Origin of the sequence: Enterobacter quasiroggenkampii, assembly GCF_043972695.1 — a bacterium.
GTDB lineage: Bacteria > Pseudomonadota > Gammaproteobacteria > Enterobacterales > Enterobacteriaceae > Enterobacter > Enterobacter quasiroggenkampii.
In genome coordinates, this window is the sequence record NZ_CP143745.1 from 3,166,981 (window position 1) to 3,191,241 (window position 24,261).

20 protein-coding genes are annotated in these 24,261 nt (G+C 53.7%); 9 read left to right on the forward strand and 11 right to left on the reverse strand.

Features of this window, described 5'->3' with window-relative positions:
• Positions 1–8: 8 nt before the first annotated feature.
• Positions 9–944 carry a tRNA 2-thiocytidine(32) synthetase TtcA gene (ttcA, locus tag V1572_RS15230; RefSeq protein WP_048029802.1) on the forward strand — a complete coding sequence of 312 codons (936 nt, stop codon included), beginning with the start codon at positions 9–11 and terminating at the stop codon, positions 942–944.
• Between the two features lie 42 nt (positions 945–986).
• Here ttcA and dbpA read toward each other — a convergent pair whose 3' ends face one another.
• From dbpA to V1572_RS15250, 4 genes are all read right to left on the reverse strand, one after another.
• Complete coding sequence (gene dbpA, locus V1572_RS15235) at positions 987–2,360, reverse strand: ATP-dependent RNA helicase DbpA (protein ID WP_126533759.1); 1,374 nt, start codon at positions 2,358–2,360, stop codon at positions 987–989.
• 27 nt (positions 2,361–2,387) lie between these two features.
• Positions 2,388–2,552 carry a hypothetical protein gene (locus V1572_RS15240; RefSeq protein ID WP_304665500.1) on the reverse strand — a complete coding sequence of 55 codons (165 nt, stop codon included), beginning with the start codon at positions 2,550–2,552 and terminating at the stop codon, positions 2,388–2,390.
• A gap of 291 nt (positions 2,553–2,843) precedes the next feature.
• On the reverse strand, positions 2,844–3,827 hold the full coding sequence (gene zntB, locus V1572_RS15245) for a zinc transporter ZntB (protein ID WP_023292275.1): 984 nt from the start codon (positions 3,825–3,827) through the stop codon (positions 2,844–2,846).
• Positions 3,828–4,070: 243 nt separating this feature from the next.
• Positions 4,071–5,213: a methyl-accepting chemotaxis protein gene (locus V1572_RS15250; protein WP_395299341.1), complete on the reverse strand. Its 1,143-nt coding sequence runs from the start codon at positions 5,211–5,213 to the stop codon at positions 4,071–4,073.
• A 457-nt stretch (positions 5,214–5,670) separates the two neighbouring features.
• Between V1572_RS15250 and V1572_RS15255 the strand changes: the two genes are divergently transcribed.
• From V1572_RS15255 to V1572_RS15270, 4 genes are all read left to right on the forward strand, one after another.
• Positions 5,671–7,794, forward strand: coding sequence for a putative bifunctional diguanylate cyclase/phosphodiesterase (locus V1572_RS15255; RefSeq protein WP_045908853.1), 2,124 nt, complete (start codon positions 5,671–5,673; stop codon positions 7,792–7,794).
• Positions 7,795–7,886: 92 nt separating this feature from the next.
• The gene (locus V1572_RS15260) at positions 7,887–9,119 is read left to right on the forward strand and encodes a diguanylate cyclase domain-containing protein (protein WP_395299342.1); all 1,233 of its coding nucleotides are present in this window, start codon (positions 7,887–7,889) and stop codon (positions 9,117–9,119) included.
• A 74-nt stretch (positions 9,120–9,193) separates the two neighbouring features.
• Complete coding sequence (locus V1572_RS15265; RefSeq protein WP_395299343.1) at positions 9,194–9,334, forward strand: Ecr family regulatory small membrane protein; 141 nt, start codon at positions 9,194–9,196, stop codon at positions 9,332–9,334.
• 217 nt (positions 9,335–9,551) lie between these two features.
• On the forward strand, positions 9,552–10,118 hold the full coding sequence (locus V1572_RS15270) for a DJ-1/PfpI family protein (RefSeq protein WP_080347316.1): 567 nt from the start codon (positions 9,552–9,554) through the stop codon (positions 10,116–10,118).
• 133 nt (positions 10,119–10,251) lie between these two features.
• Here V1572_RS15270 and V1572_RS15275 read toward each other — a convergent pair whose 3' ends face one another.
• The 3 genes from V1572_RS15275 to V1572_RS15285 form a co-directional block, all read right to left on the reverse strand.
• Positions 10,252–10,590: an STAS domain-containing protein gene (locus tag V1572_RS15275; RefSeq protein ID WP_157189288.1), complete on the reverse strand. Its 339-nt coding sequence runs from the start codon at positions 10,588–10,590 to the stop codon at positions 10,252–10,254.
• Between the two features lie 91 nt (positions 10,591–10,681).
• Positions 10,682–13,099: a glycogen/starch/alpha-glucan phosphorylase gene (locus V1572_RS15280; RefSeq protein ID WP_353143078.1), complete on the reverse strand. Its 2,418-nt coding sequence runs from the start codon at positions 13,097–13,099 to the stop codon at positions 10,682–10,684.
• 263 nt (positions 13,100–13,362) lie between these two features.
• Positions 13,363–14,979 (reverse strand): ABC transporter substrate-binding protein, encoded by a 1,617-nt coding sequence (locus V1572_RS15285; protein WP_395299344.1) that lies wholly within the window; start codon positions 14,977–14,979, stop codon positions 13,363–13,365.
• A 185-nt stretch (positions 14,980–15,164) separates the two neighbouring features.
• Between V1572_RS15285 and mpaA the strand changes: the two genes are divergently transcribed.
• Complete coding sequence (gene mpaA / locus V1572_RS15290) at positions 15,165–15,878, forward strand: murein tripeptide amidase MpaA (RefSeq protein ID WP_104950820.1); 714 nt, start codon at positions 15,165–15,167, stop codon at positions 15,876–15,878.
• On the opposite strand, the gene ycjG is transcribed toward mpaA, so the two are convergent.
• Positions 15,869–16,834: an L-Ala-D/L-Glu epimerase gene (gene ycjG, locus V1572_RS15295; protein ID WP_048029793.1), complete on the reverse strand. Its 966-nt coding sequence runs from the start codon at positions 16,832–16,834 to the stop codon at positions 15,869–15,871. The two genes, mpaA and ycjG, sit on opposite strands and share 10 nt — an antisense overlap.
• A 107-nt stretch (positions 16,835–16,941) precedes the next feature.
• Between ycjG and tpx the strand changes: the two genes are divergently transcribed.
• Complete coding sequence (tpx, locus tag V1572_RS15300; protein ID WP_023335907.1) at positions 16,942–17,448, forward strand: thiol peroxidase; 507 nt, start codon at positions 16,942–16,944, stop codon at positions 17,446–17,448.
• Positions 17,449–17,723: 275 nt separating this feature from the next.
• On the forward strand, positions 17,724–18,932 hold the full coding sequence (locus tag V1572_RS15305) for an aldose 1-epimerase family protein (RefSeq protein WP_048223577.1): 1,209 nt from the start codon (positions 17,724–17,726) through the stop codon (positions 18,930–18,932).
• A gap of 44 nt (positions 18,933–18,976) precedes the next feature.
• Here V1572_RS15305 and tyrR read toward each other — a convergent pair whose 3' ends face one another.
• The 3 genes from tyrR to V1572_RS15320 form a co-directional block, all read right to left on the reverse strand.
• The gene (gene tyrR / locus V1572_RS15310) at positions 18,977–20,518 is read right to left on the reverse strand and encodes a transcriptional regulator TyrR (RefSeq protein WP_008501254.1); all 1,542 of its coding nucleotides are present in this window, start codon (positions 20,516–20,518) and stop codon (positions 18,977–18,979) included.
• Positions 20,519–20,630: 112 nt separating this feature from the next.
• On the reverse strand, positions 20,631–21,683 hold the full coding sequence (locus V1572_RS15315) for a YcjF family protein (RefSeq protein WP_048223579.1): 1,053 nt from the start codon (positions 21,681–21,683) through the stop codon (positions 20,631–20,633).
• Positions 21,680–23,077: a YcjX family protein gene (locus tag V1572_RS15320; protein WP_045415711.1), complete on the reverse strand. Its 1,398-nt coding sequence runs from the start codon at positions 23,075–23,077 to the stop codon at positions 21,680–21,682. The genes V1572_RS15315 and V1572_RS15320 overlap by 4 nt, the downstream gene beginning before the upstream one ends.
• Before the next feature lie 155 nt (positions 23,078–23,232).
• On the opposite strand from V1572_RS15320, the gene V1572_RS15325 reads away from it, so the two are divergent.
• Entirely contained in the window at positions 23,233–24,243 is a 1,011-nt protein-coding gene (locus V1572_RS15325; RefSeq protein WP_032674909.1) for a LacI family DNA-binding transcriptional regulator, read from the forward strand.
• Positions 24,244–24,261 lie beyond the last annotated feature (18 nt).

Below are 24,261 nucleotides of genomic sequence, written 5' to 3' on the forward strand. Positions count from 1 at the left end.
AGTACTCAATGCAAGAGAATCAAGAGATTAACAAAAAAGAGCAATACAATCTTAACAAACTGCAAAAGCGACTGCGCCGTAACGTGGGCGAAGCCATTGCAGACTTCAACATGATTGAAGAAGGCGACCGCATCATGGTTTGCCTGTCAGGGGGTAAAGACAGCTACACCATGCTGGAGATCCTGCGTAATCTTCAGCAAAGTGCGCCGGTGAAATTTTCTCTGGTGGCGGTCAACCTTGACCAGAAACAGCCGGGTTTCCCGGAACACATTCTGCCGGAATACCTCGAGAAGCTGGGCGTTGAGTACAAAATCGTCGAAGAAAATACCTACGGTATTGTGAAAGAGAAGATCCCGGAAGGGAAAACCACCTGCTCTCTGTGCTCTCGTCTGCGCCGCGGCATTCTGTATCGTACCGCGACGGAGCTGGGCGCGACCAAAATTGCGCTGGGCCATCACCGCGACGATATCCTGCAAACGCTGTTCCTCAATATGTTCTACGGCGGCAAGATGAAAGGCATGCCGCCTAAGCTGATGAGCGATGACGGTAAACACATTGTGATCCGCCCGCTTGCCTACTGCCGTGAAAAAGACATTGAGCGTTTCTCTCAGGCGAAAGGGTTCCCGATCATTCCATGTAACCTCTGCGGCTCTCAGCCGAACCTGCAGCGTCAGGTGATTGGCGACATGCTGCGCGACTGGGATAAGCGCTATCCGGGTCGTATCGAAACCATGTTCAGCGCCATGCAGAACGTCGTCCCTTCCCATCTCGCGGATGTGGAGCTGTTCGACTTTAAAGGCATCAACCATGACTCAGACGTGGTGAATGGCGGCGATCTGGCGTTTGACCGGGAAGAGATCCCGATGCAGCCAGCAGGCTGGCAGCCGGAAGACGATGACAATCAGTTTGAAGAGTTGCGTCTGAACGTGCTTGAAGTGAAGTAAGCGGTTAGCGTCTCAGAAACACCTTCTGAGACGCTTCATGCTTTATTTCAGCAGGCGTACGCGGCAGGTTTTACCCTTAATTTTCCCGTTTTGCAGCTGCTTCCATGCCTTATGGGCAACCGCCTGGCGAACCGCCACATAGACATGCGCCGGATGGACAGCAATCTTACCGATATCCGCCCCGTCCAGCCCCACATCCCCGGTCAGTGCACCGAGTACATCACCAGGACGCATCTTGGCTTTTTTACCGCCATCAATGCACAGGGTCGCCATTTCGGCCTCCAGCGGCACAAGGCTGACGCCGGCTGGGGGATTCATCCAGTTCAGCTTAATCTGCAGCATTTCAGAGAGAATATTGGCGCGCTGCGCCTCTTCAGGTGCGCAGAAGCTGATCGCCAGACCGCTGTTTCCTGCGCGCGCGGTACGGCCAATACGGTGCACGTGTACTTCCGGATCCCACGCCAGCTCAAAGTTCACCACCAGCTCAAGCGATTTAATATCCAGACCGCGCGCAGCAACGTCGGTCGCAACCAGCACGCGGGCGCTGCCGTTCGCGAAACGGACCAGCGTCTGATCGCGATCGCGCTGTTCCAGATCGCCATGCAGCGACAGCGCGCTCTGCCCGGCGGCATTCAGGGCATCACAAACCGACTGACAGTCTTTTTTGGTATTACAGAACACCACGCAGGAGGCAGGCTGATGCTGGCTCAGCAATTTCTGCAGGAGCGGGATCTTCCCCTGCTGCGAGGTTTCAAAGAACTGCTGTTCGATCGCGGGCAGCGCATCTACGCTGTCAATTTCAATGGTAAGGGGATTTTTCTGCACGCGGCCGCTGATGGCGGCAATGGCTTCCGGCCAGGTTGCGGAGAACAGCAGCGTCTGGCGATCGGCCGGTGCGAAACGGATCACCTCGTCAATGGCATCGCTGAAACCCATGTCCAGCATGCGATCGGCCTCATCCATAACCAGCGTTTGTAGCGCATCCAGCGAGACGGTGCCCTTCTGCAGATGATCGAGAAGACGGCCAGGCGTCGCGACAATAATGTGCGGGGCATGCTGGAGCGAATCACGCTGGGCGCCGAACGGCTGCCCGCCGCAGAGGGTTAAGATCTTGGTATTGGGCAGGAAACGCGCCAGGCGACGCAGTTCACCCGCGACCTGGTCTGCCAGTTCGCGGGTCGGACACAGCACCAGAGACTGGGTCTGAAAAAGCGCCGCATCGATATGCTGCAACAGGCCAAGGCCGAATGCCGCCGTTTTTCCACTGCCCGTTTTCGCCTGTACGCGCACGTCACGGCCCTCGAGAATGGCAGGTAAGGCGGCCGCCTGAACAGGCGTCATCGTGAGGTATCCCAACTCGTTGAGGTTATCGAGTTGGGCGGCGGGCAGAACATTCAGGGTAGAAAAAGCGGTCACTGTAGTCTCTCGTGGTGATCTTTGCAGTCAGATGGCGCGTATCCTCGCAGATCTCGCGGTTCGATGCGACAATTTAATCGGTTCTTCATCGGGCGGCGGGTCCGGCATCGGCTGCGGACGCGGGATGGGATCGGGCATGGGTACCGGATCGCTGGGGATAGGATCGGACTGACGCGATTGTGGCAGTAGCAGAGCGTTAAGGATGCTCATCATTCCCTCCAGAATTTGCTGTCGTCCCTTTTAGGGTAGACGCTGAGAATCAGGAGGCAAAAAAAAGCCGACTATGAAGTCGGCGTCGTACGAATCAATTGTGCTATGCAGTAATTCAAAAAAGGAAGTAAGACAATATGGAGCGCAACGCCCATCGCTTGACGTTGCATTCACCTGCGGGAGTAATATTGCACCTTACGGGGTAGATGTTTATTGACTTCGCTCAATTAAAAGAGCGTTTTAATCCCGGAAGAAGACGAAAAAAGCGTAAATTTACAGCCATTTACTACGATGCAACCACCATGCAACACCCCCAATCAAAACAACTAACATCACGCAAAAGGCCGTAAAGCCGTAGCGATAAGCGCCCCCGGGAATTCCCCCCAGATTGACGCCAAACAGCCCGGTCAGAAACGTGCTGGGTAAAAACACCATCGCCATCAGGGACATCGTATAGGTTCTTCGCGCCAGCGACTCCTGCATCACCTGCGCGATTTCGTCCGCCATCACCGCCGTTCTGGCAATACAGGAATCAATTTCATCCAGCCCGCGGCCCAGCCTGTCGGCAATATCCTGCATTCTGCGTCGATGGTCGTCGTTCATCCAGGCGAGCCTTTCGCTGGCCAGCCGCGCATACACGTCGCGCTGCGGCGTCATGTAGCGGCGCATCACAATCAACTGCTTACGCAACAAGGCCAGAAAACCGCGCGGCGGGATCTGTTGATCGAGCAGGTTATCTTCCAGGTCGATGATTTTGTCGTGCAGTTCTTCAATAAACTCACTGGCGTGATCGGTAAGCGCGTCACAGACGTCCACCAGCCAGCTGCCGCAGTCAATCGGCCCGGTGCCCTCTTTCAGATCGTTGACGATGTCATCCAGCGCCAGAACCTTACGCTGTCGGGTGGAGACAATCAGCCCATCGTCCATATAGACCCGCATCGCAACCAGCTGATCCGGACGTTCATCCGTGCTGCCGTTAATACAGCGCAGGGTGATCAGCGTCCCGTCCCCCATTCGGCTCACGCGGGGGCGCAGGCTTTCACCCGCCAGCGCATCGCGTACGTTGTTAGGCAAGAGCGGGGTCGACGCCAGCCAGTCAGCGCTGTCCGGGTGGGTGTAGTTCAGATGCAGCCAGCAGGGATGCGCACTGTCGATCACATCATTGTCTTCCAGCGGCCGGGCACCGCCGCGACCGTCCAGCACCCACGCAAAAACTGCGTCTGGAACGTTTAGTTCAGATCCTTTAATGCTTTCCACAGCTCCTCCGCCTTTTAGCTCTTTCGGTGTCAGTCTAGCTTTCATCAGGGGTTAAGCAACAACTATGTATGCCATCGCGCTGAAATCGTTCATGAAATGTACATGCCATGCGTTTCGCCCGGCGGCACTACGCTTGCACGGGCCTACAGTGAAGGGTGTAATGTATTGATATTGTGGCAGCGTGTAGGCCGGGTAAGCGCAGCACCACCCGGCAAGAAATACGGCGAGAATGTTGCGGTTTTGTCAGAGAGAGTGCTCTGGCCGCGGGAGGAAGGATGGCGAGCCGCCAGGTAATGAGGACAACGATCCCTGATCAAGTCTGAAATTACGCGTGCGGGCCTGGAGCTCAATCACCTGATTGCGCAGGACATCAGAGGAGCCGTTGAGTTCCTCCGCCATCGCCACGTTGCTTTGCGTGACCCTCTCCAGCTCCGAAAGTGCCAGCGTGATCTGGGAGATGCCTTTCTCCTGCTCAGAGGTCGACGCGGAAATTTCATCCATCAAGCGGCTGACGTTCCCCGAGCCCGTCACAATTTCATGCATATTCTTCTCTGCCTGTGACACCACGGTCGCGCCCTGCGTGACGTTACTGCTGGTGACTTCAATCAGCGCTTTGATATTCTTCGCGGCCTCTGCGCTGCGGTGTGCCAGGTTTCTGACCTCCTCCGCAACGACAGAAAAGCCTTTTCCGTGGTCGCCTGCCCTTGCTGCCTCAACGGCCGCGTTGAGCGCCAGAATATTGGTCTGGAACGCAATGCCGTCAATCAATGAAATAATCTCCGTCATCTGCTGGGCGCATTCGGTAATGGACTGCATATTGTTGGCGACCTGCCCCATCAGCTCCCCGCCCTTGCGCGCCTGCAGCGTCGCCACATTCGCCTGTTCGCTCGCCAGGCGGGTGTTATCGGCATTGTTTTTGGTGCTCGCCGCCATTTGCTCCATGCTGGCTGCGGTTTGCACTAAAGACGCAGACTGCTGTTCGGTTTTTACCGAGAGCTGAGCGCTACGGGCCGAGAGCTGATCCGATAAGGTCATGGCGGTTTGCGACGACGCCCTGATCTCGCGCACCAGCGTCGCAATGTTGCCGGAAAGGCTATTGATCCCGGGAATTAGTCGACCCGCGCAGTTATTGCCAAACTCCGGGATAGAAACCCCAAGGTTGCCTGCTGTCACCTCTTCAATACTTCTCTTTACCGTATTGATCGGCGTCACAAGATAGCGGGTCATATAGACCCAAAGCAAAAATAGCGCAACGAGATTGATAACGTTAAGGGAAATAAAGAGAGAGGACTTGCTGGAAATTAGAACAACGACACCTGCGTTTACCAAAAATAGCGATAAAAGGAACCCGATAATAAAGGTCCTGACACTAATATTTCTTAGCATGATGATACCCACGTTTTATATTTTGGTCGGCATCTAGACTTATAGCATTGGCTCAGACGTTTTTCCTCGCAAACTTCACGGGATTGTTTTTTCGCCGTTAGCAACCTGGGATTTAGCTTAAGTCAGATAAAAAGAGCGTATTAGTGAAAATGTTCTTCGCAGCGTGCTGTGATACTGGTCTGCCGCCACGTTAAGCGATACCATCCGCTGCGGCGCACTGATACAATCGCCGTTATATTTAAGGAGCTTTGCTACTTTTATTCGCTCTTGTTTAGCAATGCTTAATACGTTAACAATGAGAATATATTTTATATTCTTAATGCGTTTTAGAGTATTAATATGACTGGTCATTTTACACGATAAAAAACTAATATTGTTTGAATGCGCATGTTCGTTGCCAGATAAAGATGTGCCCGGCAGGCGAAATCGGTAACCCTCTCAGGCGTGGGATTGCATAATGCTCAATATATCGTGGGACCCTGTGTTAATCGCTATCTCTTATCTGGTGGCGTTTATCGCCTCCTTTGTGGCGCTGGACAGTGCCGGAAAGATTCCCCTTTCCAGCCGAAAGGCTGCCCTGTTCTGGCGTATGGCCGGCGGCATCTCGCTCGGCATCGGCATCTGGTCGATGCACTTTATCGGCATGCTGTCGATGCAGATGCCCATGATGATGCGCTATGATCTCTGGTTAACCCTTGCATCCCTGGGCGTCGCGGTTATTGCGTCGACCACGGCCCTTGATATTGCAGTCGCGGGAAAAAAACGGTCTCTCTTTCGCCCCATCGTTGCCACCGCAATCCTGAGCGCAGGCGTGGTATCCATGCACTATATCGGTATGGCGGCCCTGATGCTGGATGGCAGCATCATCTGGGATCGCCGTATTGTGGGGTTGTCCGTGGTCATTGCCGTGGTGGCTTCCGGCACTGCGCTGTGGCTGGCTTTCCGCCTGCGAGACAAAGGGGTTTTTATTGAGCGCCTTCTCGCGGCCCTGGTCATGGCCGCCGCCATTTGTGCGATGCACTATACCGGCATGAGTGCCGCGCATTACCCGGAAATGTCGCATACCCTTCCCGGTGGGATCGGCGAGCTCGGGTTATCCATCTGGGTTTCGGTCACCACGCTCTGCCTGCTTGGCGTGATGTTAATTATTTCCCTTGTCGACTCTCACCGGCGTACCGGCCGGCTGACGGACAATCTGCGGCAGCTCAATCGGCAGCTTGAGCTGCAGGCGCGCTTTGATGCGCTCACCGGACTCGCGAATCGCCATCAGATGGACATCCGCATGCAGGACTGCCTGCGCAGCGCGTTGCTGAGTAACAGGCAATTTGCCGTCATTTTCCTGAACGTCGATCATTTCAAACGCGTCAACGATACCTGGGGTCACAGCGTCGGCGATGAGTTATTGATCACCGTTGCTCAGCGCATCACTTCCCGTCTCACGCGTGAGATGACCCTGGCAAGGCTGGGAGGTGACGCCTTTATTCTGCTGGTACCGGAATGCGACGACGACAAACTCAACGCCCTGCTCGCGTCGTTGCTTGAGGATGTGCGACGTCCTCTTTCGATCTGTGGTCATACGCTAAGCACGACAATCAGTGCGGGCGTCAGCCTCTATCCTCAGGATGGCGAAACGCTGCATGAGCTAAAGCTCAAGGCGGATGCAGCCCTGCATCACGTCAAAGACGACGGCCGGAACGGCTGGGCGCACTACCGCTCCGAGATGTCGACAGCAATCCCGGCAAAACCCGGTTTTCTGCAGGAACTCTCTCAGGCGCTTGAGCGCGATCAGTTTGAACTCTGGTACCAGCCAACCTGGTATGCACAAGAGAAGACTATCCATGGTTTTGAAGCCCTGCTGCGCTGGCGGCACCCTGAGCAAGGCGTTGTTCTGCCGGGCCTGTTTATCCCCTCGCTGGAACAAACCGGCTTAATTATTCCGGTGGGCAACTGGGCCATTGAAGCGGCATGTCGACAACTGCATTTCTGGACTGAACAAGGGTTCAGCCAGTGGACGCTGTCGCTCAACCTGTCCCCCGTCCAGTTCGAACAGCCGGACATTTTCCACATCGTATCGTCGATGCTGGAAAAATATAGCTTGTCCCCATCCAGGCTGATCCTTGAGGTTACGGAGAGCACCGCGCTGAAAAATCTCGACCGCAGCATTGAGTTACTCAACGCGTTTAATCATGCGGGGATCACCGTCTCGATTGATGATTTCGGTACGGGCTACTCGAACCTGCTGATGCTGAGCGTGCTGCCGGCAAAAGAGCTCAAGATCGACAAAAGCTTTGTAACGTCGATGCTGGAAAATGAAAAAAGCTACAAGCTGGTTGAAACCATCATGAGTATCGCCCGAACCATGGAGATGAACGTGGTGGCTGAAGGGATTGAAACCCAAGAGCAGCAGGAGGTTCTCACCCGTCTCGGCTGCGACTACCTGCAGGGTTATCTTTTCTCCCGTCCCTTACCTGCCGAACAGGTGCCGTGGCTGCTTCTGCAGATAAACTCCGACAGGCAAATTATACCCATTAATAAAATTCAAACGGACCCCGCATTTATTTCGCAAAAAAACCATGCCTGACGGGGTTGAGTAGAGTATGTTTCAAAGCAGTAGACACTCGTCACGTCTGTCATGATTGTCAGGCGCATTGAGCCGATGAACAGGAAATGCCTATGTCGCAAAACGGTTTTGAAGCGCTGAACGTCATTAAAACACCCGTGTGGCTGATTTCCCCCGCTTCGGAAACGATCGTTTTTGCGAATGTGACCGCAACGCAGCTCATGGGAGAGAAGACGCTGGACCAGCTGCGTAAAGGCCTCTATTCCGCGAATGCACAGCACCTCCTGTCGATGTATGTACCTGAACTGAAAACCGGGCAGGAGATCGTCGAAATCTGGACAATAAGCCGGGATGGACAGGATACGCCGCTAAGCTGTCGTCTCTCGCTTGCCCATTATGCCCCCTGGGGGGATGTGATTGTTTTCGAGGGGATCGCCCAGCACATTCTCTCTGGGCTAAAGGCCAGCCGCTCCGCAACCTACCGGCGGAAAAAACAGGGGTTTTACGCCCGTTTTTTTCAGACCAACAGCGCGCCGATGCTGTTAATCGATCCGGCCCGCGATGGCCAGATTGTTGATGCTAACCTGGCCGCGCTCTATTTTTACGGTTACTCACATGATGACATGTGCAGTAAACATACCTGGGAAATCAATACTCTCGGGCGAGACGTGTTGCCCATTATGACTGCGATTGCCGCGCTGCCCGGCGGCCATAAGCCGCTCAACTTTGTTCACCGCCTTGCCGACGGCTCTACCCGCCACGTTCAGACGTATGCCGGCCCCATTGAGATCTACGGTGACAAGCTGATGCTGTGCATCATCCACGATATCACCGAGCAAAAAAGACTGGAGCAAGAGCTGCAACATGCCGCGCTACGTGACTCCATGACCGGGTTACTCAACCGTCGCCAGTTCTACGCGATTACCGATCCCAAAAACCTGAATCATCTTCCTGCCCAACAGCAGTTTAGCCTGCTGCTGGTGGATACCGATCGCTTCAAAAACATCAACGACCTGTTTGGTCATTTGAAGGGCGATGAGGTGCTTATCGCCCTCTCCCGAACGCTGGAAGCCTGTAGCCGGGAGAATGACCTGGTATTCCGCTGGGGAGGCGAAGAGTTCGTTATCCTGCTGCCGCATACCCCTCTCGACATCGCGTTGCAGATTGCCGAGTCGATCCGTGCAGCCGTTGCCCGCATTACGATTCCGGGCTTACCGCGGTTTACCGTTAGCATTGGCGTGGCGCGACATAACCAGGGCGAGACGATTGATGAGCTGTTTAAGCGGGTAGACGACGCGCTGTATCGCGCTAAAAATGACGGACGCAATAAAGTCCTTGCAGCATGAAACTGGAGTATATGGGAAAGCCCCGCTACAATGCCTGCCTCGACTCAATTAACTTCAGGTGGGTATAATCTGCAATGGGAAAAACAGAAATAATACTCATCTTAATTATTTTGCTCCTTATTATATTTGGCTTATGGTTTATTTTTAGCGGTGAGATCTGGTACCTCGTCGAATTTCTCGAAAATAGTCTCTACCCGACCTTCGATGCACCATAACGCACGTTTAATATCGTGTTTCACCTACCGAATTTGTCAGGTATCTGCAAGCCTGACAGCCGCGTAAGATACGCGCCGTTATCCTCCAACTACGTTGATAACGAATCACTTATTCATTTGCTTATGTTGCCCGTGCTCTGACGGGCTTTTTTATTTCCGGCATTTCAGCCACGCCAGGCTATATCTTAATCATCTTTAATGACAAGGGAGAGGAATGATGAGCAAGAAGATCCTGATGCTGGTGGGCGATTATGCCGAAGATTACGAAACCATGGTGCCTTTTCAGGCTTTGCAGATGATTGGCCATCAGGTGGATGCAGTCTGCCCCGACAAACCAAAAGGCGACTACATCATGACGGCAATCCATGATTTCGACGGCGCCCAGACCTATAGCGAAAAACCCGGTCACCGCTTTACCCTCAACGCCGACTTTTCCGCCGTAAAGGAGCAGGACTACGACGCGCTGCTCATCCCCGGCGGCAGAGCGCCCGAGTATCTGCGGCTAAATGAGGATGTGTTAAAGCTGGTACAGGCATTTGACGCCGCGCGCAAACCGATTGCTGCAGTGTGCCATGGCCCGCAACTGCTCGCTGCCGCGGGCATCCTGAAAGGCCGTACCTGTAGCGCCTACCCGGCTTGTGCACCTGAGGTACGCCTCGCGGGTGGACACTACGCCACCATCGGCATCGATCAGGCCCATGTCGACGGCAACCTGGTGACGGCTCCCGCCTGGCCCGCCCATCCGCAGTGGCTGGCGAAGTTTAGTGCGTTATTAGCACAATAGCGCGCCGGTATCAGTCCGGGTGAATACCGTGCGGGTGGAGCGGAGCCATGTTTTCAGGACTGGCGCGAGAATGCGTCAGTTCTCGTTTTAACCGTTGGCACATCCCGCTTTCTCCCCGAAGAGCGCTGTGATATTAGCCCATCAACACCTGCAGGGCATCCTGCCGATTGGCCTTAATAGAAAAAATACGATCCATCCTGGTCAGCTTAAAGAGATCGTGTGTATTGCTGTTAAGCGAACACAGCACCAGCTCACCCTTGCCGTTTAAACTCTTGAGTATGGATACCAGCGCGCCGAGACAGCTGCTGTCAATAAAATCTACGTGGCTGAAATCCAGCAATATCTTTTTATTACTTTTTTCAATCACCTCCAGCACCTGCTGCTTAAAGGTCTGCTCGACAGAAGCATCCAGCCTGCGAACCAGCGGAACGACAATCTGTACGTCATTTTCACTCTGTATTTCAAAGTTCATAATCAGCCTCGCATCAGGGGCGTAACGTGTTCCCGAATGATGATCATAGTGCACCGATATCGCTCCCGGAAGGCAACCGGAAGCATGACCATCAGCAATTTATTCCCCAAATATCCCTTGCATAGCCCTGAATGGTTCTGTCACTCGAAAACTCTCCCATTCGGCTAATATTTAGCAACGCTTTTCGATGCCACTGGCGGGGATGTTCAAAATCAGCCATTGCCTGACGTTGGGTTTGACTGTAGCTGTCAAAATCCAGCAGATGACAATAATGATCGGCTGTTGTCAACATATGGTGTAGCGGTGCAAAAATTTCGCGATCGGCGCTAAATTCACCTGAAATAAGCGTATCCACTATACGCATCATTCGAGGATCGCTCTGACGATAGAAACGATTATTATCGCCATTTGAACGCATTTCATTGACTTCTTCAGCCGTCGCGCCGAAAAGATAGAAGTTTTCTGCCCCAACAGCATTAAGAATTTCAATGTTGGCACCATCATACGTACCCATTGTTAACGCACCATTCAGCGCGAACTTCATATTACTGGTTCCAGATGCCTCCGTACCTGCTGTGGATATTTGTTCAGACAGGTCTGTTGCCGGTATTATGCTTTCGGCTAAGGAGACTTTGTAATCCTCAAGAAAAATGACTTTCAGCTGTCCGGCAATACGCGCATCGCTGTTGATTTTATTCGCAACAGCATTAATTAACTGAATAATAAGCTTTGCCATTCGATAACCGGGTGCCGCTTTACCTGCAAAAAGATGCACCTTAGGCGCTATGGTTCTCCCATTCTCTTTAATATCAATATAGAGAGAAATGACGTGCAGAATATTCAGAAGCTGGCGCTTGTATTCGTGAATGCGTTTTACCTGGCAATCAAACATTGCCATCGGGTCCAACATAATCCCATAACGATGTGAAACAATCTGGCTCAGCGCGGATTTATTTTTGAATTTAATGCCGCGAATATGATCGATCACCCCCGTATCATCCGCATGCTTCTCCAGCTGTCGAAGCATATGTAAATCCGTCGGCCATCGGGTGCCCAATTGCTGATTCAGAAATGCGGCAAGATTTGGGTTAGCCTGCTGCAACCATCTGCGCGGCGTAATGCCGTTGGTCTGATTAATGAATTTATCTGGCGTAATAAAATAAAAATCGGGAACCAGGTGCGTTTTGATAAGCTCGGAATGGAGCATTGCCACCCCATTAACACAGTGACTCCCGACGATGGCCAGATTTGCCATCCTGATGCTTTTCTCGTTGTTCCCCGAAAACAGTGACAAGGAGGTCAATAAGTGCGGTTTGTCTGGCCATCGGGAGGCGACATCCGCAAGAAAACGGTGGTTAATCTCAAAAATAATCTGCAAGTGTCGCGGCAACAATTTTTCGAACAACGCCACTGGCCAGGTCTCCAGAGCCTCGGGCATCAACGTATGGTTGGTGTATGCACAGGTTCTTTGGGTGATATCCCAGGCCTGGTGCCAGGGAAGGCTGTATTCATCGACAAGTATTCGCATCAACTCGACAACAGCCAGCGCTGGATGCGTATCATTTAGCTGGATGGCGACATGCCGCGGCAGTAACGAAATGTCAGTTTCAATCTCAGCGTATTCGCGAAAAATATCTCGCAAGGTACATGCTACAAGAAAATACTCCTGAGTCAGTCGCAGCTCCTTGCCCGAGAGGATCTCATCAGAAGGATAGAGTATTTTTGAAATATTCTCGGAGGCGATTTTTTCACTGACCGCTTTGATGTAATCGCCATGGTTGAAAATATGAATATCAAAAGAGTTAGAGGCTACGGCACTGTATAAACGAAGCTTATTCGTGGTGCTACCTCTGTAGCCAGAAACGAAATAGTCATTTGGGATACCAACGATGGTATTCCACCCCAACCACATTGGATTATAATTCCCGTCAGCATCATCTGCATGCTCGATATATCCACCAATTGGGATCAGCATTGCCTGGCTATGATGTTCAACCAGCCAGGGGGAATGCATGGAATGCCAGTCGTCCGGATGTTCGATTTGCTGACCATTCTGAAAAGACTGCCTGAATAAACCATATTCGTATTTAATGCCATGACCTGAGGCAGCAATGTCTAACGTTGCCATTGAGTCAATAAAGCAGGCAGCTAACCGCCCAAGGCCACCATTTCCAAGCGCGGCATCGGGTTCTTCGTCAAGAATACCATCGAAATCAAACCCCAGGTCAGTGACAACCTGACGCATATCATCAAGCAAATTCAGGTTCATCAGGTTATTGCGTAATGACTGCCCAAGCAAAAATTCCATCGAGAGATAATAAACGCGTTTTTTCTTTTCCACGCGTTGCCGGGCCTGACTATCGAGAAAGCGATCTTGCTGAAAATACCGCACTGCCAGCGCCACAGCATTGAATATATCGCCGTTGGTAGCCTTGTCTATGCTAACGCATAATGTATATTTTAATTGTGTTTCGACAAGTTCACGCAACTCTCTGTTAGTGAAAGACATGTTGACCTCACTGGAGTTACTGCATGTTTTTAATATGCAGAACACAAGATATTATTTTGTTCAAGTGTAGACGGCGATATTCAACTCATGCAATTTTTACCCACCATTGCGTATGGTGTTGTTTTTGTATCGCCTGAGAAATATCAGCAGTAAGTATCGTCAGGAAAGTGCGACGTTCTGCTGTGGCGGGAGAGAATCAGAAGGAGCAACTGGCGCTAAGCTCCGCGCCAGTTCTGGATTTGGTAGCAGCGACCCCCTACTCGTCAGTGCTTCTCAATATACATCGTCCGGCTATACGCCACGTCTTCCGGGTTATTAATGGGGTACCCTTTCACCCAGGGTTTAATCAGTCGACCGTTGGTGTACTGGTAAATAGGCGCGATAGGTGCTTTCTCCATAAGGATTTTCTCCGCCAGGTTGTAGTCGGTGTTACGCGCTTTCGCCGTGGTTTCGAGCGTCGCCTGGTGGATAATTTTATCGTAAGCCGGGTCATTAAAACGCGAGATATTGCCGCTGTGGGTTGAGGTCAGCAGGGACAGGAAGGTCGAGGGCTCGTTGTAATCCCCCACCCATGACGCGCGGATCACGTCAAAATTGCCGGTATTGCGGCTGTCAATGTAGGTTTTCCACTCCTGGTTTTGCAGCTTAACATCCACACCGAGATTTTTCTTCCACATGGACGCCACCGCAATGGCGATTTTCTGGTGGTTTTCCGACGTGTTGTACAGCAGGTTCAGCTTCAGCGGACGCTGAGGGCCGTAGCCTGCGGCCTGGAGCAAGGTTTTGGCCTGAGCGTTCAGCTCCTGCTGGGACATCTGCTCGAACGGTGAAGGTTCAGGCGTGAAGCCCGCCGTCACGTCAGGGGTAAAATGCCAGGCCGGTTTTTCGCCGGTACCCAGTACCTTTTCCGCCATAATGCGGCGATCGATAGTCATACTCAGGGCAAGACGAACCCGGGCATCGGCCGTCGGCCCCTTTTGCGTATTAAACGCGTAGTAGTAGGTCCCGAGCTGAGGCGGCGTATACACCTGTCCCGGAATGTCCTTCAGGAGCTTCTGATACATGTTTTTCGGGAACGATTCGGTAATATCGATATCCCCTGCCAGATAGCGTTTCGTGGCGGACGATTCCTGGTTAATCGGAATAAAGGTCACTTTTTGCAGGACAGTTTTCGCATTGTCCCAATAGTGGGTGTTCGGCACGACAACCAGTTTTTCATTCACCACGCGGTCGTTCAGGACGTAGGCGCCATTACCGACCAGCGCTCCCGGACGCGTCCACTCTTTCCCGCTTTCAACGTTCGCTTTTTGCACCGGATAGAAGGCGAAGTTTGCCGTCAGGTTGCTAAACCACGGTAGCGGTTTATCCAGCTGGACGCGCAGCGTCCTGGCATCCACCGCCGTCACGCCCAGGGTATCAGGCGCTGCCTTACCGTCGATGATAGCCTGCGCATTGTTGATACCTGCCAGCGCTGCAAACCAGGCAAACGGAGAGGTCGTTTTTGGGTCAACCAGACGCTGCCAGCTGTAGACAAAATCCTGCGCGGTGACCGGCGTACCGTCAGACCATTTTGCGTTATCACGCAGGGTGAACGTCCAGGTACGGTTATCGTTACTCTGCCAGCGCGTCGCCACGCCCGGAGTCAGTACCCCTTTCTCATTCTGATTCACCAGCCCTTCGAAAAGATCGCGAATCACCTGAATCTCTGGCAACCCCACCGCTTTTGCCGGATCGAGCGAAGCCGGTTCATCTTTAATATGTCTGACCAGCTCCTGTTTTTGCGCCAGCACCGTGCCCTGTGGGACATCAGCAGCGTATGAGAGTGTAGAGAGCCCGCACAGGCACAGTGCGGTGAAAAGACGCGAAACAGGATGCTTCATAAGATCCCCTTTAAAAAATTCAGGTAACAAGCAGATGCGTAATTATTTGTTTCGACAATAAGAAATGCAAATAACTTACGCCTGAATAGTGATTTAAGGCAATTCTCAGCCGCTACGGAAACTATTTGATTAACAGCGGCTTTTGCACAACACTGCCAGTAGAGACTTCTTTATCAGGATTTCGTATGGCAACCACCCGACCCCGCGCGGAACGCGGCGCCTTCCCTCCGGGCGCTGAACAATATGGCCGCTCATTTTTAGGCGCATCGCTGATCTGGTTCCCGGCACCCGATGCCGATCGCGACAGCGGTTTGATTATTGCCGGCACGCACGGTGATGAAAACTCGTCTGTCGTCACGCTCTCGTGCGCGCTGCGGACATTGACCCCTTCATTACGACGTCATCACGTGATTCTTGCCGTCAATCCGGATGGCTGTCAGCTGGGATTGCGGGCGAATGCGCGGGGCGTCGACCTGAACCGTAATTTCCCGGCAGCAAACTGGCGCGCTGGCGAAACGGTTTATCGCTGGAACAGCTCCGCCGAGGAGCGAGACGTGGTGTTGCTGACGGGAGACAACCCTGGCTCAGAGCCGGAAACGCAGGCGCTGTGCCAGCTTATCCATAAGATCCACCCCGCCTGGGTTGTCTCCTTTCACGATCCGCTGGCCTGCATTGAAGATCCGCGCCACTCTGACCTGGGCGCGTGGCTGGCACGGGCGTTCGACCTGCCGCTCGTCACCAGCGTGGGTTATGAAACACCCGGATCATTCGGGAGCTGGTGCGCCGACTTAAGCTTGCCCTGCATCACCGCTGAGTTCCCGGCGATCTCCTCCGACGAAGCCAGCGAAAAATACTTAAAAGCCATGATGGAGCTTCTGCGCTGGCAACCTCAGAGATGAAGCACGCCGCTGGTAAATTTCAGGGCCGGTGAAACGTCAACCGCCAGCCACGTCGGGCCATCCAGATCGGCGAAACGGACCTGATTGACCAGCGGCAGCGCCGCACCGATCGCCCGGGAGGTGCAAAGCATGCATCCCAACATCAGGTCGAACCCCTGCGCCCTGGCGTCCGCCGCCAGAGCCAGGGCTTCAGTCAGTCCGCCTGCCTTGTCGAGCTTGATATTAACCATGTCATAGCGGCCCTTAAGCTCGCTCAAATTCTCGCGGGTGTGGCAGCTTTCATCCGCGCACACGGGCAACGGATGGATAAAATTCTTCAGCGCCGCATCCTCTTTTACCGGCAGAGGCTGCTCCAGCATCGCCACGCCCAGATCGGCCAGCAGCTGGCATCGCGCGGCCAGCCCTTCGGGATGCCACGACTCGTTGGCGTCCACAATCAGCGTGGCTGAGGGGACCGCCGAGCGAATGGCGACCATCCGCTCGCTGATCAGACGATCGTCTAGCTTCACTTTTAACAACGTGGCTCCGGCGTCATAGAGCGCTTTCGCACTGGCGGCCATCTGCTCCGGCTCACCAATCACGACCGTTTGCGCGGTCACGATCGATTCGGGCACGACCACGCCCAGCAATGACGTCAGCGATTTTTGCTGCTGAGCGGCTTCAAGGCTCCAGAGCGCACAGTCGATGGCGTTGCGCGCCGCCCCGGCGGGTAAACGCTGCTGTAATGCCTCGCGCGTGAGCCCTTTTTGCAGGTCTGGCACCAGGGTCATGATCTGCGCCATCACGGACGCAAGGCTTTCCCCATAGCGCGGATAAGGCGTACATTCCCCGACGCCTTTCACACCCTCTTCTTCAATTTCAACCACGACCACGCTGGCTTCACTTCGGCTGCCGCGGGAGATCACAAACGGGGTATGCAATGGCCAGGCTTCTTCATAGACCTTAACGCTTCTCATCACTGACTCCTTGCGGCCCGGAAAGGCGAAAAATTTGGTTTGCCGTGTTATCTGCTGATGGCATACACTAGCCACGACGTTAACTATATGTAAACAGGAAGATATCTATGTCACAACTCGTTCATTTCCAGGGCAACCCGGTTGCTGTAGCAGGTTCCATTCCGCAGGCTGGCAGCAAAGCGCAGGCATTTACTCTGGTGGCTAAAGATCTGTCTGACGTCACACTGGCTCAGTTTGCGGGCAAACGCAAAGTACTGAACATTTTCCCAAGCATTGATACCGGTGTTTGTGCCGCATCCGTGCGTAAATTCAACCAGCTGGCGACTGAAATGGACAACACCGTTGTGCTGTGCATTTCCGCTGACCTGCCGTTTGCCCAGTCCCGTTTCTGCGGTGCCGAAGGCCTGAGCAACGTTATCACCCTCTCCACCCTGCGCAGCGCAGATTTCCTCGAGAAATACGGCGTCAGCATTGCGGAAGGCCCACTGAAAGGTCTGGCAGCACGTGCTGTACTGGTTCTGGACGAAAACGACACTGTCGTCTTCAGCGAACTGGTTAACGAAATCACCACCGAGCCGGACTACACTGCCGCGCTGGACGTGCTGAAAGCATAATAAGTCCTTAGCATTCTATACAACTTATTCTCAACCTCGCTTCGGCGGGGTTTTTTATTATATCAAAGCTGAATCGTTAAATCATAAATACTCGTATGTCACATTAATCCTGCAATGATCAGAGCAATATGTAACATGACCGTGATCAACAACGCATAATAATCGTTAAAATCCCCTATTTTCATCCCGAGTGAAGCCCATCACATTTCCCTTTTTGTCTAAACATTAGATTTGCTTACGAAAGAAGATAATCGTTTCAGCAAAAAGGATAAAATATGAAGATCAAATTCGCTTTTACGCTTCTGGCGGTCCTGGTTTCTGGCCATGCCGCGGCTAAAACCTGGGTGCTGACAAGTGCTGAAAGCAGCGTAGAGAAAGGAAACTGGAAGATTTCCAGTGATGAGCTGAAAGTTAAAGATCAGACGTTCAGCATTGAGCAAAAAATCTTACACGGCGGCAAGCAGGAAGGCAGTAAAGTCATCATTATTAGCAGTAAAGATGGCCTGACGATTACCCTGAGCCCGACACGCGGCATGAACCTTCTGCACGTTGAAGGGTTTGGCACCCGACTGGGATGGAATTCACCCGTCAAAGAGGTCGTCAATCCTGCCTATATCAATCTTGAAAGCCGAAACGGTCTCGGCTGGCTGGATGGTTTCAACGAGATGATGGTGCGCTGTGGCTACGAGTGGACAGGTCATCCGGTCACCGCAGATGGGCAAATTTACACCCTTCACGGCAGGGCCGGAAATACACCGGTATCGCAGGTGGAAGTTGAGGTGGCGGATACCGCCCCGCATGAGATCCGCGTTCGGGGTTTGATCAAAGAGAGCACGTTCAAAAAAGCGGATCTGCAAACCATGACCGAACTGCGCTACGTTCCAGGGACCAACCAGTTCAGTCTGCATGATGTTCTGACCAACCATGCCGATTACCCTCATGATTATCAAATCATCTATCACAGCAACTTCGGGACGCCGATCCTCGAAGAAGGCGCTCGTTTCCTTGCGCCGGCCGTGAGCGTGAGCCCATTCAATGACTACGCCAAAGCGGGCGTAAACGACTGGCAAACCTACGCCGGGCCGACAAAAGGCTTTGATGAGATGGTCTTTAACATTCAGCCGCTCGCCGACAACAACCACGAAACGCTCGCGGCAGTGGTCAATAAAGCCGGCGATAAAGGCGCGTCAATCCAGTTTGATACGCGCCAGCTGCCCGTGCTGACCTTATGGAAAAACACAGACACGCTGAAGCAGGGTTATGTCACGGGCATTGAACCGGGCACCAGCTACGCCTACCCCGTCACGATTGAACGCGAACAGAAGCGGGTTAAGCAGCTGCAGCCTGGCGCCAGCGCGCAGTTTGATCTGACCTATACCCTGCTCCACAGCCCGCAGCAGGTAAAAGAGGTTGAAAGCAGGATTGCGTCGATTCAGGGTGAGACAAAAACAGACATCGTTAACACGCCGCTGGCGAAGGAATAAATCTAAAGAGAAAAGTAAAAAGCCTCTTTGCAGAGGCTTTTTTGTTATTCGTCACCTTTCTTATGATTCAAACCATATTCACGTAGCTTATTTGCGATCGCGGTGTGCGACACGCCAAGGCGTTTTGCCAGCTTACGGGTGCTGGGATAGCTGCGGTACAGCTGCGTCAGCACAGAGCGCTCAAAACGGCTGGTGATATCATCCAGCGACCCTTCCATCGCCTCTTCGCCTACGGATACCGTCCCGGCGTCGTAATCCGGCAACAGGATATCCTGCGGACGCAGCTCATACCCTTCAAGCTGGGTCAGCGCGCGATAAACGGCGTTTTTAAGCTGACGAATGTTGCCCGGCCAGCCGTAGCGCATGAGCACCGTGCCCAGATCGGCAGACAGCTTCGGACGCGGCACACCCTGCTCGTCGGCAAAGCGGGCGACGAACAGCTCCGTAAGCGGCATGATGTCCTGCGGGCAATCGCGCAGCGGCGGAATGTTCAGCGTCAGGACGTTAAGGCGGTAATAGAGATCCTCGCGGAAGATCCCCTTTTGCACCAGTTCCACCAGATTCTTCTGGGTGGCGCAAATGACGCGCACGTCCACATGTACTTCGTGATCCTCACCGACGCGGCGGAACGTGCCGTCATTCAGGAAACGCAGCAGCTTAGCCTGCATACGCGGCGACATTTCGCCGATCTCGTCCAGCAGCACCGAGCCGCCGTTAGCCTGCTCGAAGAACCCTTTCTTGCCCTCCGGCGCGTGACCAAACAGCTCGCTTTCAACGGCATCTTCCGGTATCGAGGCGCAGTTGAGTGCCAGATAAGGCTTGGCCGCACGCGGACTCGCCAGATGCACGGCGTGAGCCAGCAGGTCTTTCCCGGTGCCGGTATCCCCGGTAATCAACAGCGGCGCGGTCAGGCTTGCGAGCTTACGCGCCTGATCAACCACATGACGCATTTTCGGGCTGACGGCAATAATCTGGCTGAATGCGCCAACGTCCTGACTGGAGAGGTTTTGCAGCTGACGACCCATGCGCAGCGTCGAGCGCAGCATGATCACCGCCCCGGTCAACACGCGGGTATTCCCTTCCCCTTTCAGATAGACCGGCGTGATCTCCATCAGGAAATTCTGCCCGTTAATCACCACATGCTCGCTGTGCGTGTTCTGCGGATTGCTGTCCAGCCAGCGCTGGAAGTTAAAACCGGGGATCAGCTGCGCGGCGTGATGATTGCTCAGCTTCTCCTGACTCTGTGCGAAAAGCTGGCAGCTCGCGTGGTTAACGCGCTCAACTTTGCTTTTCAAATCCAGGGAGAGGAACGGCTCAGGCATGGCTTCCAGCAGCGCGCTCAGCGCCAGGTGCTCACGCTCGGACGGCATCCAGGGAATGGTGCGCACATCCGTAACGCCAGCGATACGGCGGATTTCCGCCATCAGGCTACTGAAGGTATTAAATTCAATTTCGGCAAAATTGAGGTAAATTCGCCCGACAGGATCGATCTCAATGCCACGTAAATCAATGCTACGTAAAACAAGAAGATCGAGTAATTCGCGGGTCAGACCGAGACGGTCTTCACAGAAGACTTCAAGACGCATGGGAAATTCACCGTTTTAAGCCAATAACAGTAAAATGATATGTCAGAACACGGTGATCCGGAAGATGGCTGTCAACAAATATTGACAGCCAGCACGATTAGTGAACAAAACCTCACGGCGCAGGTTTTTTATTGAGCGTCTCTTTGAGCTGGCCGATCAGTTCACGCCTGAAATCCCCCAGCCGGGGCTTATCGCCGTCAATCCAGGGCAGCGGACGGCAGACTTCCATCGCTTTAATCCCCAAACGCGCGGTTAATAATCCCGCACCGATGCCCTGAGCCGCACGGGCAGAGAGACGCGCCGCCAGATCCTGCGACATCCAGTCCATTCCCACTTCGCGCACCAGCTCACTCGCCCCGGCAAATGCGATATTGAGCAGGACCAGCTTAAACAGTCTGAGCCGACTGTAGTAACCCAGCTCTATACCGTAAAGGTTCGCAATACGGTTGATCAGGCGCAGGTTACGCCAGGCGATAAAGGCCATATCGACCAGCGCCAGCGGGCTGACGGCAATCATCAGGGTGGATTCCGCCGCAGACCGGCTGATTTCGCGCCGCGCCTGAGCATCCAGCACCGGCTGAACCATGTGGGAATAGAGTGTCACCACTTCCCGGTCATTCTGGGTCTCATGGATGGCGGCGTACCAGCGCTGAAGCGCCGGGTGCGACTGATCAATTCCGGCCTGACTGGCCAGCTTTTCACAGAATGCGCGGCCTTTCCCGGTGCCGTGGCTGTGGAGCAGATCCCGCGCTTCATCACGCTCGTGTGCGCGCTGGCGCAGACGCCAGAGTCGACGCCATTCGGTGGCAACCGACCCGACGCCCGCCCCCACAATCAGCGCGCCCGCGGCGCATCCGCCCAGCGCGACCCAGTCCTGAGTTTGCCAGGCATTCATCGTCCACTGCACGCCCTGCCCAACCACGCTTACGCCAAACAGCGCCAGACCGGCGATAACCATCCTGCGCCACAGGCTGCGTTTTGGACGCAGCGCGGCGTCCACGACCGCCTCCGCCGGACCGTCCTCAACAGCGGGCTCGTCCTGCAGCGCCGGGGCAAAGTTATCGGCCTGGGTTCCGCTGAACGTCTGCGCCGTTTTGAACGCCTCCTGGGCGTCCTGCTCAAGCGTTCCGGTAAAGTCAATGCGCGGTTTTAATGGTTCCGTCATCGCAATTTATCTCCAATCAAAAACTCCAGCGCCGCATCCAGACGGATGTGCGGTAATGGCCTGTCGACGCTCATTGCCTGCGGGCGGAAGGCTTCAAACTGGAAGCCCTGATTCTGCCAGAAGGCCTGACCCGGCAGCCGCGCAGGCACTTCGCCCGGATACACGGTAAGCGGTTCACCGTCGCTGAGTCGGTTCCCGCGTAATGCCGGTATTTTCTCGCCGTTAAGGTCAATCAGCCCGCTTTGCGTTGCCTGCACCGACGCGAGCCCAAGGCAATCCATGCTGATCCCTTCGAAGGCGGCGTTTTGCCAGGCGTCCTGCACCAGCTGCTGCAGCAGCGACACCATATTGGCATGCTGGTCAACCGTGACGTGATCGGCTTTTGTGGCCGCAAAGAGCAGTTTGTCGATCACCGGTGAGAACAGACGGCGGAACAGCGTTCGCTGTCCATAGTGAAAACTTTGCATCAGCTGCGTCAGGGCAAGGCGCATATCGTTGAATGCCTGTGGCCCGCTGTTGAGCGGCTGCAGACAATCCACCAGCACAATCTGACGGTCAAATCGTAAAAAGTGGTTCTTATAAAATCCCTTAACCACTTTTTCACAGTAGTAATGGTAACGCTCGCGCAGCATCCCGGCGTTAGTGTGCTTATCAGCCTGCGCCAGCGTCGACTCGCCAACCCCGTCCACATCTGGCCAGGGGAAAAACTGAAGCGCAGGCGCGCCTGCTAAATCACCCGGCAGAACAAAGCGCCCCGGCTGAATGAAGTGTAACCCTTCCTGTTTACACTGGTGTAAATACGCCGTCCAGGCGTCGGCAATGGCCGCCAGACGGTTTTCATCTGCTGGGGCAAGCGGATCCAGCCCTTCACACAGCTGGCGCCATTTGGCTGACCACCCGGCGCGCTGCCCCTGCAGCAATCCCGTCATCTGGCGTGACCAGCTGAGGTAATCCTGCGCCAGCATTGGCAGGTCGAGCAGCCATTCGCCGGGGTAATCGACGATTTCAAGGTATAGCGTGGAGGTATCCTTGAAATGGCGCATCAGGGATTCATTCGAGCGGAAACGCAACGCAAGACGAATTTCACTGACCCCTCGCGTCGGCGTCGGCCACGCGGGCGGATCGCCATACAGCTGCGCCAGCCCTTCGTCATAGGTAAAACGGGGAATACCAAAATCGCGCTGAGGGACGCGCTTAACGCCCAGCAAACGCTCTTCCCGCACCGCGCCAAGCAACGGCAGACGCGCCCCGGCGTGCAGGTTCAGGAGCTGGTTCACCATCGCGGTGATAAACGCCGTCTTACCGCTGCGGCTCAATCCTGTCACCGCCAGTCGCAGATGACGGTCAACGCCGCGGTTTACCAGTGAATTGATTTCGTTTTTAAGTCGCTTCATCGCCGTCCTTCGTTGCCTGGAAGCCTTGAATTCATGGCTTCAGAATACAATAAATGGGGGCAGATCGTTGATTATCAATTCTTATTTATTGCTATTGCCGTTTTTTCTCCAGTAAGATGAACGACATTGCTGTCAGTTCTGAGTGAGTAAGGTGTATGTCACCCACCATTTATGATATCGCACGGGTTGCGGGCGTATCGAAATCAACCGTTTCCCGCGTTCTGAATAAACAAACGAATATTTCTCCCGAAGCACGTGACAAAGTGCTGAAGGCGATTGATGAATTAAATTATCAGCCCAACAAACTGGCTCGCGCCCTGACCTCTTCAGGATTCGATGCCATTATGGTTATTTCGACCCGTTCAACCAAAACCACTGCCGGCAACCCTTTTTTCTCCGATGTTCTTCATGCCATTACGGCAAAAGCGGAAGAAGAAGGATTCGATGTTATTTTACAAACCTCAAAAAGCAGTGAAGACGATCTGCTGAAATGCGTGAGTAAAATAAAACAGAAGATGATCAAAGGGATCATCATGCTGAGTTCGCCCGCAAATGAATCCTTTTTCACCACGCTGGATGCGTATGGCGTACCGGTAGTGGTTATCGGTAAAGTGGAAGGCGAGTATCAGAATATTTACTCCGTCGACACGGATAATTTTCATGACAGCGCCACGCTGACGGAAACCTTTATTAAAAACGGCCGCAAGAAAATTGCCTGTCTGCATGCGCCGCTTGATTATCATGTTTCAATCGATCGCCTGGCGGGTTATAAAGCCAGTCTGGAAAAGCACCATATTGCGATGAACCCGGACTGGATCATGGACGGCGGTTATACCCATGAGAGTGCGCTTAAAGCGGCTCTGGAATTGCTCTCATCACCCACGCCGCCTGATGCCGTATTTGCTACCGACAGCATGAAATTACTCGGCCTTTATCGCGCGGCGGATGAGTTGAATCTGATGATTCCGGAACAGGTGGTGATAGCCGGATACAGCGACCCGATGCTGTCTCTCATTTTAACGCCCGCACCTGGCGGCTTTGATATCCCCACCCGAAAACTGGGGGAAGAGAGCTGCGATCTTCTCTTCAGGCGTATCGCGGGCCATCCCGCCCCGCAAAAAGTGCTTGTCGATACGCATTTTTTACTGGCGGCCTCGCTGCGCTAAAACCAGGGGCTTGTAGCC

Coding starts and splice junctions, on each gene's coding strand:
- V1572_RS15305 (WP_048223577.1), top strand. CDS start 17,724: ATGAAGATCAAATTCGCTTTTACGCTTCTGGCGGTCCTGGTTTCTGGC.
- V1572_RS15270 (WP_080347316.1), top strand. CDS start 9,552: ATGAGCAAGAAGATCCTGATGCTGGTGGGCGATTATGCCGAAGATTAC.
- V1572_RS15320 (WP_045415711.1), bottom strand. CDS start 23,077: ATGAAGCGACTTAAAAACGAAATCAATTCACTGGTAAACCGCGGCGTT.
- V1572_RS15275 (WP_157189288.1), bottom strand. CDS start 10,590: ATGAACTTTGAAATACAGAGTGAAAATGACGTACAGATTGTCGTTCCG.
- mpaA (WP_104950820.1), top strand. CDS start 15,165: ATGGCAACCACCCGACCCCGCGCGGAACGCGGCGCCTTCCCTCCGGGC.
- ttcA (WP_048029802.1), top strand. CDS start 9: ATGCAAGAGAATCAAGAGATTAACAAAAAAGAGCAATACAATCTTAAC.
- V1572_RS15285 (WP_395299344.1), bottom strand. CDS start 14,979: ATGAAGCATCCTGTTTCGCGTCTTTTCACCGCACTGTGCCTGTGCGGG.
- V1572_RS15250 (WP_395299341.1), bottom strand. CDS start 5,213: ATGCTAAGAAATATTAGTGTCAGGACCTTTATTATCGGGTTCCTTTTA.
- tpx (WP_023335907.1), top strand. CDS start 16,942: ATGTCACAACTCGTTCATTTCCAGGGCAACCCGGTTGCTGTAGCAGGT.
- V1572_RS15315 (WP_048223579.1), bottom strand. CDS start 21,683: ATGACGGAACCATTAAAACCGCGCATTGACTTTACCGGAACGCTTGAG.
- V1572_RS15280 (WP_353143078.1), bottom strand. CDS start 13,099: ATGTCTTTCACTAACAGAGAGTTGCGTGAACTTGTCGAAACACAATTA.
- ycjG (WP_048029793.1), bottom strand. CDS start 16,834: ATGAGAAGCGTTAAGGTCTATGAAGAAGCCTGGCCATTGCATACCCCG.
- V1572_RS15260 (WP_395299342.1), top strand. CDS start 7,887: ATGTCGCAAAACGGTTTTGAAGCGCTGAACGTCATTAAAACACCCGTG.
- V1572_RS15265 (WP_395299343.1), top strand. CDS start 9,194: ATGGGAAAAACAGAAATAATACTCATCTTAATTATTTTGCTCCTTATT.
- V1572_RS15255 (WP_045908853.1), top strand. CDS start 5,671: ATGCTCAATATATCGTGGGACCCTGTGTTAATCGCTATCTCTTATCTG.
- V1572_RS15325 (WP_032674909.1), top strand. CDS start 23,233: ATGTCACCCACCATTTATGATATCGCACGGGTTGCGGGCGTATCGAAA.
- tyrR (WP_008501254.1), bottom strand. CDS start 20,518: ATGCGTCTTGAAGTCTTCTGTGAAGACCGTCTCGGTCTGACCCGCGAA.